Consider the following 592-nt stretch of genomic DNA (forward strand, 5'->3'; position numbering starts at 1 on the left):
TTAGCTTCGTATCAAGCTTTATTTTGATAGGGTCAGTATTACTATTTGTGTGGAAAGGCATTTTTAGAAAGCGGATAGATAGTATGCTCCTCTTCATAGTTCTTTTTGCTATAATTGGAGCTTGGCCTTTAGGATGGCTCGCTAACATAGGCGGACTTGCTTATCCAACAAATGTACAGTCTATGAGCCCTAAAATAGTTGTTCGTTTTCCTTTAAATGAACGAGCATTAGTAGGATGGGGTGGCGATCGATTAGAAGCGAACTATCACGTTATAAAACCAAATGAACGATGGGCATATGATATTCTTATTCCACCTGCTGAAGTGAAAAGTAGTAAATTAAAGGACTATGGAATATACGGAGCGAGAGTAACGGCACCAGCTTCTGGAACAGTTGTATCAATTAATAATGATGAAAAAGATTTAGTTCCGGGATCGGATGATTTTCAGTCAATGGCGGGAAATCATATTTATTTACGACTAGATGAAACAGGGACATTTTTGGTTCTTGCGCATTTAAAGAAAGGATCAATTAAAGTGAAGGAAGGACAACATGTAAATGAAGGAGAGTTTCTTGCTCAAGTAGGTAACTC

At 37.8% G+C, this 592-nt stretch carries 1 protein-coding gene; it reads left to right on the plus strand.

Annotation, left to right across the window (positions count from 1 at the left end; all coding sequences use genetic code 11):
* Positions 1-182: 182 nt before the first annotated feature.
* Positions 183-592: M23 family metallopeptidase (locus R7F64_RS24110; protein ID WP_318072180.1), on the plus strand; the 410-nt coding region annotated here is incomplete at its 3' end.

It is taken from the genome of Vibrio sp. Vb1980 (assembly GCF_033338615.1).
GTDB lineage: Bacteria > Pseudomonadota > Gammaproteobacteria > Enterobacterales > Vibrionaceae > Vibrio > Vibrio alginolyticus.